The following is a 5,570-nucleotide window of genomic DNA, read 5'->3' on the forward strand; positions in this document are numbered from 1 at the left end:
GCAAACCGCCGCAACCGGCATCTGGAGCAACTGACATGATCGCGAAGCTTCTCCCCACCCTCATCTTCATCGCCGCAATCGGCTCAGGCGTCGTCGGTGGCGTCTTCTTTGCTTTCTCCAGCTTCGTCATGCCGGGTCTCGCCCGCATGCCCGCTGCCGGCGGTATCGCCGCGATGAATTCGATCAATGTCACCGCGGTGACGCCGCTGTTCATGACCGCCCTGTTCGGCACGGCGCTTGTCTGCGTCCTTGTCGCCATCGGCGCGGTGATGGGCTGGAGCCAGTCGGGTTCGCTCTGGCTGCTTGCCGGCAGCCTGCTGTATCTCATCGGCATCGTGGTGGTGACGATGATCTTCAACGTCCCGCTGAACGATGCGCTCGCCGCCGTCGATCCGGCCAGCAGCAATGGCGCAAGCCTGTGGTCGCGCTACCTCAATGAATGGGTGATGTGGAACCATGTCCGCACCATCAGCGGCATAGCCGCGCTGGCATCCTTCTGGTTCGCCACGCGTTGACGACGATGGATGGAGCGACCGATGAAGGATCAATACGCAAATATGGCCTTCGGCATGGCCATCGGAGTTGGTGTCGGTGCCGCGATCGGCACCGCTCTGGATGATCTGCCGATGGGCGTTGCCGTGGGTATTGCGATTGGCGCCGCCGTCGGTGCGTGGCGACGCAAGTGACGGCAGCGCTCGCGACCCCTATGCCTTTGTCTTCCGATCGGAATGGCCGAGGTCGCGGTCCGGATCAATGACATCGCGGACCAGTTGCTTCAGTTTGGCCGCGTCCGGAAAGCCGCCGTCGCGCTTGCGATCCCAGACAAGCACGTCATTGCAGGAAATGGTGAAGATGCCGCCGGTGCCGGGCACCAGCGTCACTTCGCCAAGGTCCGTGCCGAAGGTCGACAGCAGCTCCTGCGCCATCCAGCCGGCGCGCAGCAGCCACTGACACTGCGTGCAATAGGTGATGCGGATGACCGGCAACGGCTTTTCGCTCGTGGCGGGTATAGCTCCGCTCATTTCGGACTGAGCTTCGCTCATGCCGCGCTGAGCTTGGCCATGGTCTCGTCGTCGACTTCGAAGTTGGCGTAGACGCTCTGCACGTCGTCGTCATCCTCGAGCGTGGCGACCAGCTTCATCAGCGACTGTGCCCGCTCCTCATCGACCGGAACGTTGTTTTGCGGCCGCCAGATCGGCTTGACCGATTCAGCCTCGCCGAGCGCGCCTTCCAGCGCCTTCGACACTTCGCCCATGTTCTCAAAGCCGCAATAGATGGTGTGGCCTTCCTCGTCGGACTCGACATCATCGGCGCCGGCTTCGATCGCCGCATCCATGATCTTGTCGGCGCTGCCGGCCGATGCCGGATAGTAGATCTCGCCGGCACGGTCCCACATGAACGACACCGAGCCGGTTTCGCCCATCGCGCCGCCGGCCTTGGTGAAGGCAGCACGCACATTGGATGCCGAACGGTTGCGGTTGTCGGTCAGCGCCTCGACAATGACGGCGACGCCGCCCGGGCCATAGCCCTCATAGCGCACGGCTTCGTAGTTCTCGGCATCGCCCATCGAGGCCTTGTTGACGGCGCGCTGGATGTTGTCCTTCGGCATCGACACCGCCTTGGCGTTCTGAATCGCCAGCCGCAAGCGAGGGTTCATCGATGGATCGGGCGTCCCGCTTTTGGCGGCGACGGTGATTTCGCGCGCCAGCTTGGAAAACATTTTCGACCGCACCGCATCCTGGCGGCCCTTGCGGTGCATGATGTTCTTGAACTGTGAATGGCCAGCCATGGCACCCCTGTCGTCTTCTCGGCTAGAGCATCCCGAAGCGAAGTGATCTGACCTCGTCTTCCGCAATGCCCGAATTCAAAATTTCAGAGCGTCCCAGGTGCAACTCGTGGAAGCACGGCGTTCTCTGTCGGAATGGCCGGCTTATAGATAAATCGGCTCAATTCGTCCAGCCGCACCACGCACGGGACGCGCGACATGGGCTGCTGCAAGCGTTCACGCCTCGAGGTCCGACTTCAGCCGGTCGATGATGCTGAGGGCATGCCCGGCATACTGGCTGATCCACCGGTCGTGGATCTGCTTGATCGGCAGCGCGTTGAGATGGTTCCAGCGCTCGCGGCCGTCGCGCCGCGCAACGATCAGGTCGGCCTCCTCCAATACCTTGAGATGCAGCATCACGGTGCAGCGATCGATGTCGGGAAAGGCCTCGCACAGCATGCCGGTCGTCTTCGGCGCGTCCTTCAGCTGATCCAGCATTTCACGCCGGCGCGGATGCGCCAGCGCCTTGAAAACATTGTCGTCTTGCGATTGGGTTGACATGTTATGTTTTTATAACATATTGTCGGGCCGATCAAGGGAAGGAGTTGTGGATATGTCACTTGGATTCAGTGTTTCCGGACGCATCGGCAAGCCGGTCGCCGACGTCTTCGACGCGGTCGTCAATCCGAAGAAACTGAGCGGCTATTTCACCACGATCGGCGGCGCCAGCGCCCCGCTGGAAGCTGGCGCCGGCGTCGTCTGGTGGGGCAAGGTGCCGGTCGAGGTCGACGAAGTGGTCAAGGACAGCCGCATCGTGCTGCGCTGGGATGCCACCGACGCCGACGGCAAACCCGCCTACAAGACCCGCATCGAGATGAATTTCGAGCCGCTCGACGATGGCGGCACCTTCGTCACCATCGCCGAGAGCGGTTGGCAGGAAGGCGCGGTCGGCCTGAAGAAGTCCTACCTCAATTGCGAGGGCTGGTCGCAGATGCTGGCCTGCATGAAGGCCTATGTCGAATACGGCATCAATTTGCGCGACGGCTACTATCGCAGCGAGATGAGGGGCGAACCCGCCAACGAGACCAATATCTGAGCGACTATGGGGAGGATGGAGATCCGCAATGAAGAAAGTAACGCCATTCCTGATGTTCGAGGGCAAGGCCGAAGAGGCAATGACCCTCTATTGCGAGACCATTCCCGGCAGCAGCGTGCTTGACGTCACGAATTACGGCCCCGGCGAAGACGGCCCGCAAGGAACGGTCAAGCTGGCGCGGGTGTCGATCGCTGGGCTGGAAGTCATGGTCTTCAACAGCCCCGTGCACCACGCCTTCACGTTCACGCCATCGGTCTCGCTCTATGTGGACTGTTCCTCAGAAGAAGAGCTGAACCGGATTGTCGAGACACTGGGCGAGGACGGCGCGTTCCTGATGCCACCGGACAATTACGGCTTCAGCCGCCGTTTCGCATGGCTCAACGACAGGTTCGGGGTCTCCTGGCAGATAAATCTCGCATGACCAGCCTGAGCAAAGGCGACAACAGCCGAACACGACAACGGAGCCAGCTATGACCACGAAAATCACCGGCGGCATCAACATCGCCATGAAGGTACCGCCGCACCAATATGAGGCGACGATCGCCTTCTACCGCGACGTCGTCGGCCTGAAGCCGTTCACAGACAAAGCACCGGCCATCGGCTTCGAGCTTGGCCCCAACCGCCTGTGGATCGATGAGGCGCCGATGATGAGCCAGGCCGAGGTGTGGCTGGAGCTGTTCACCAAGGATTTCCCCATGGCTGCGGATCATTTCGCCAAGGCCGGTGTTGTGCGTTGCGACGCCATTGAGCCCTTGGGCGAGGGCTTCCGCGGCGGCTGGATCACCAACCCTGCCAACATTATTCACATGCTGCGCGAACCGGACGCCTGGTGAGCGCCGAATCCCGAAAGGAGCATCCGATGGACATCCGCGAAAAACCATTCGCCGAAGCCGGCATGCTGATCCGGCGGCCTGTCGCCGATGTATTCGAGGCCATCGTCGATCCGGCCATAACCACGAAATTCTGGTTCACCCATGGCAGCGGCCGGCTGGACAGCGGCAAGCAGGTCCTCTGGGAGTGGCGCATGTACGGCGTCTCGACGACGGTCGACGTCAGCGAGATCGTCGCGAATGAAAAGATCGTCATGCAATGGAGCGATCCGCCAACCACCGTGGTCTGGACATTCACCGAAATGCCTGGCGAGACGACCTTTCTCGAGGTTCGCAATTTTGGCTTCGCCGGGGATGGCGACGAGCAGGTGAAAGAGGCCGTCGGCTCAACCGGCGGCTTCACGCTGGTGCTGGCCGGCGCCAAGGCGTGGCTGGAACAGGGCCTGACGCTCGGCCTGATCGGCGACCGTCACCCGAAGGGCGTGCCAGGACATTAGGTATTCTGGGTCTGCCTCAATGCCCGCCGCCCGACTTCTTACGTCGCCGCGCCAGCATGTTGAGCCCCTCGACCAATGCCGAAAAGCCCATCGCCGCATAGATGTAGCCCTTGGGCACATGGTAGCCCATGCCGTCTGCGATCAGCGTCATGCCGATCATCAGAAGGAAGCCCAGCGCCAGCATGACGATGCTCGGGTTCTTGGCGATGAAGTTGGCCAGCGGCCCGGCCGCCAGCATCATCACGGTGACCGCGACGATCACGGCGATGTACATGATGGCGATCTCGTCGGTCATGCCGACGGCGGTGATGATCGAATCGATCGAGAAGACCAGGTCGAGCAGCAGGATCTGGAAGATCGCGCCGGCAAGGCTGATCTGCAGCGTCTCGCCCATCATCGTATCCTTGTGGTCGTCGGGATCGACGGTGTGATGGATCTCCTTGGTCGCCTTCCAGACCAGGAACAGGCCGCCGGCGATCAGGATCAGGTCGCGCCAGGAAAAACCGTGACCGAAGGCCGTGAACACCGGCGTGGTAAGCTGGACGATGATCGAAATGGTGGCCAGCAGCACCAGCCGCATGATCAGGGCCGCCGAGATGCCGAGCCGGCGGGCACGGGCCCGTTGTGCTTCCGGCAGCTTGTTGGTCAGGATCGAGATGAAGATCAGATTGTCGATGCCGAGCACGACCTCGAGCACAATCAGCGTCAGCAGCGCGACCCAAGCCGTCGGGTCGGAAACAAATTGAAAATGCGGCGCCAGGAATTCGATGAGCTGCATGGAGGTCGTCCCCTCTTTCAACGATCTAGAGCAGTGTCGCCGGCAGTTAGGTATTAAGCGTGCCTATATCAATGTCACGACCAGAAGGACGGTGCGGTTTCCTCCAGCCGTGGCCCGCGACGAAACGGCGCAATCCGCTCGGTCAGCCCTGTGCGGTCTGAAATATCGACGCCGACGCCGCACAAAGTCGCCGGTCCGGTCGCCGCCTCGAAGCGGCCTTTCGGCACCTTCGACAGGAACCGGTTGAGCGGCTCCTCCTTGTCCATGCCGAGCGAGGAATCATAGTCGCCGCACATGCCGGCGTCGGACATATAGCCGGTACCGCCGTTGAGGATCTGGTGATCGCCCGTCGGCTGGTGGGTGTGGGTGCCGATGACGAGGCTGGCGCGGCCGTCGACGAAATGCGCGAAGCACATCTTTTCCGAGGTCGCCTCGGCGTGGAAGTCGATAATCACGGCATCCGCCTGCTCGCCGAGCGGACAGGCGGCAAGCTCGCGTTCGCCGGCCTGGAACGGATCGTCGAGCTCGGGATGCATGAACACCCGGCCCATGATGTTGGCGACCAGCACGCGCGCGCCGCTCCTGGCGATATAGACACCGGAGC

At 61.8% G+C, this 5,570-nt stretch carries 11 protein-coding genes; 6 read left to right on the top strand and 5 right to left on the bottom strand.

Features of this window, described 5'->3' with window-relative positions:
* Positions 1-35 precede the first annotated feature (35 nt).
* The gene (locus EN939_RS18820) at positions 36-515 is read left to right on the top strand and encodes an anthrone oxygenase family protein (protein ID WP_127269208.1); all 480 of its coding nucleotides are present in this window, start codon (positions 36-38) and stop codon (positions 513-515) included.
* A gap of 21 nt (positions 516-536) precedes the next feature.
* The gene (locus EN939_RS18825; protein WP_127269209.1) at positions 537-686 is read left to right on the top strand and encodes a hypothetical protein; all 150 of its coding nucleotides are present in this window, start codon (positions 537-539) and stop codon (positions 684-686) included.
* Positions 687-704: 18 nt separating this feature from the next.
* Here EN939_RS18825 and EN939_RS18830 read toward each other — a convergent pair whose 3' ends face one another.
* The 3 genes from EN939_RS18830 to EN939_RS18840 form a co-directional block, all read right to left on the bottom strand.
* The gene (locus EN939_RS18830; protein ID WP_127269210.1) at positions 705-1,043 is read right to left on the bottom strand and encodes a SelT/SelW/SelH family protein; all 339 of its coding nucleotides are present in this window, start codon (positions 1,041-1,043) and stop codon (positions 705-707) included.
* On the bottom strand, positions 1,040-1,789 hold the full coding sequence (locus EN939_RS18835; RefSeq protein ID WP_023811824.1) for a YebC/PmpR family DNA-binding transcriptional regulator: 750 nt from the start codon (positions 1,787-1,789) through the stop codon (positions 1,040-1,042). Before EN939_RS18835 ends, EN939_RS18830 begins: the two co-directional genes overlap by 4 nt.
* Positions 1,790-2,002: 213 nt before the next feature.
* On the bottom strand, positions 2,003-2,326 hold the full coding sequence (locus EN939_RS18840; RefSeq protein WP_127269211.1) for an ArsR/SmtB family transcription factor: 324 nt from the start codon (positions 2,324-2,326) through the stop codon (positions 2,003-2,005).
* Positions 2,327-2,378: 52 nt separating this feature from the next.
* Here EN939_RS18840 and EN939_RS18845 point away from each other — a divergent pair, with 52 nt between their 5' ends.
* The 4 genes from EN939_RS18845 to EN939_RS18860 are packed head-to-tail and all read left to right on the top strand — an operon-like array spanning position 2,379 to position 4,188.
* The gene (locus EN939_RS18845) at positions 2,379-2,861 is read left to right on the top strand and encodes an SRPBCC domain-containing protein (protein WP_127269212.1); all 483 of its coding nucleotides are present in this window, start codon (positions 2,379-2,381) and stop codon (positions 2,859-2,861) included.
* Positions 2,862-2,889: 28 nt separating this feature from the next.
* The gene (locus EN939_RS18850; protein WP_127269213.1) at positions 2,890-3,282 is read left to right on the top strand and encodes a VOC family protein; all 393 of its coding nucleotides are present in this window, start codon (positions 2,890-2,892) and stop codon (positions 3,280-3,282) included.
* A gap of 49 nt (positions 3,283-3,331) precedes the next feature.
* A complete protein-coding gene (locus EN939_RS18855; RefSeq protein WP_127269214.1) occupies positions 3,332-3,694 on the top strand; it encodes a hypothetical protein in 363 nt (120 codons plus the stop codon).
* Between the two features lie 26 nt (positions 3,695-3,720).
* Positions 3,721-4,188: an SRPBCC family protein gene (locus EN939_RS18860; protein WP_127269215.1), complete on the top strand. Its 468-nt coding sequence runs from the start codon at positions 3,721-3,723 to the stop codon at positions 4,186-4,188.
* A 16-nt stretch (positions 4,189-4,204) separates the two neighbouring features.
* Here EN939_RS18860 and EN939_RS18865 read toward each other — a convergent pair whose 3' ends face one another.
* Both EN939_RS18865 and EN939_RS18870 read right to left on the bottom strand, forming a co-directional pair.
* Positions 4,205-4,966, bottom strand: coding sequence for a TerC family protein (locus tag EN939_RS18865; RefSeq protein ID WP_127269216.1), 762 nt, complete (start codon positions 4,964-4,966; stop codon positions 4,205-4,207).
* Between the two features lie 74 nt (positions 4,967-5,040).
* On the bottom strand, positions 5,041-5,570 hold a 530-nt coding region (locus EN939_RS18870), incomplete at its 5' end, for a YmdB family metallophosphoesterase (protein ID WP_206528306.1).

It is taken from the genome of Mesorhizobium sp. M7A.F.Ca.CA.002.05.1.1 (genome assembly GCF_003998335.1).
GTDB lineage: Bacteria > Pseudomonadota > Alphaproteobacteria > Rhizobiales > Rhizobiaceae > Mesorhizobium.

Bases quoted from the DNA above. Each gene is read 5' to 3' on its own strand.
- EN939_RS18820 (WP_127269208.1), top strand. From the start codon at position 36: ATGATCGCGAAGCTTCTCCCCACCCTCATCTTCATCGCCGCAATCGGC.
- EN939_RS18825 (WP_127269209.1), top strand. From the start codon at position 537: ATGAAGGATCAATACGCAAATATGGCCTTCGGCATGGCCATCGGAGTT.
- EN939_RS18830 (WP_127269210.1), bottom strand. From the start codon at position 1,043: ATGAGCGAAGCTCAGTCCGAAATGAGCGGAGCTATACCCGCCACGAGC.
- EN939_RS18835 (WP_023811824.1), bottom strand. From the start codon at position 1,789: ATGGCTGGCCATTCACAGTTCAAGAACATCATGCACCGCAAGGGCCGC.
- EN939_RS18840 (WP_127269211.1), bottom strand. From the start codon at position 2,326: ATGTCAACCCAATCGCAAGACGACAATGTTTTCAAGGCGCTGGCGCAT.
- EN939_RS18845 (WP_127269212.1), top strand. From the start codon at position 2,379: ATGTCACTTGGATTCAGTGTTTCCGGACGCATCGGCAAGCCGGTCGCC.
- EN939_RS18850 (WP_127269213.1), top strand. From the start codon at position 2,890: ATGAAGAAAGTAACGCCATTCCTGATGTTCGAGGGCAAGGCCGAAGAG.
- EN939_RS18855 (WP_127269214.1), top strand. From the start codon at position 3,332: ATGACCACGAAAATCACCGGCGGCATCAACATCGCCATGAAGGTACCG.
- EN939_RS18860 (WP_127269215.1), top strand. From the start codon at position 3,721: ATGGACATCCGCGAAAAACCATTCGCCGAAGCCGGCATGCTGATCCGG.
- EN939_RS18865 (WP_127269216.1), bottom strand. From the start codon at position 4,966: ATGCAGCTCATCGAATTCCTGGCGCCGCATTTTCAATTTGTTTCCGAC.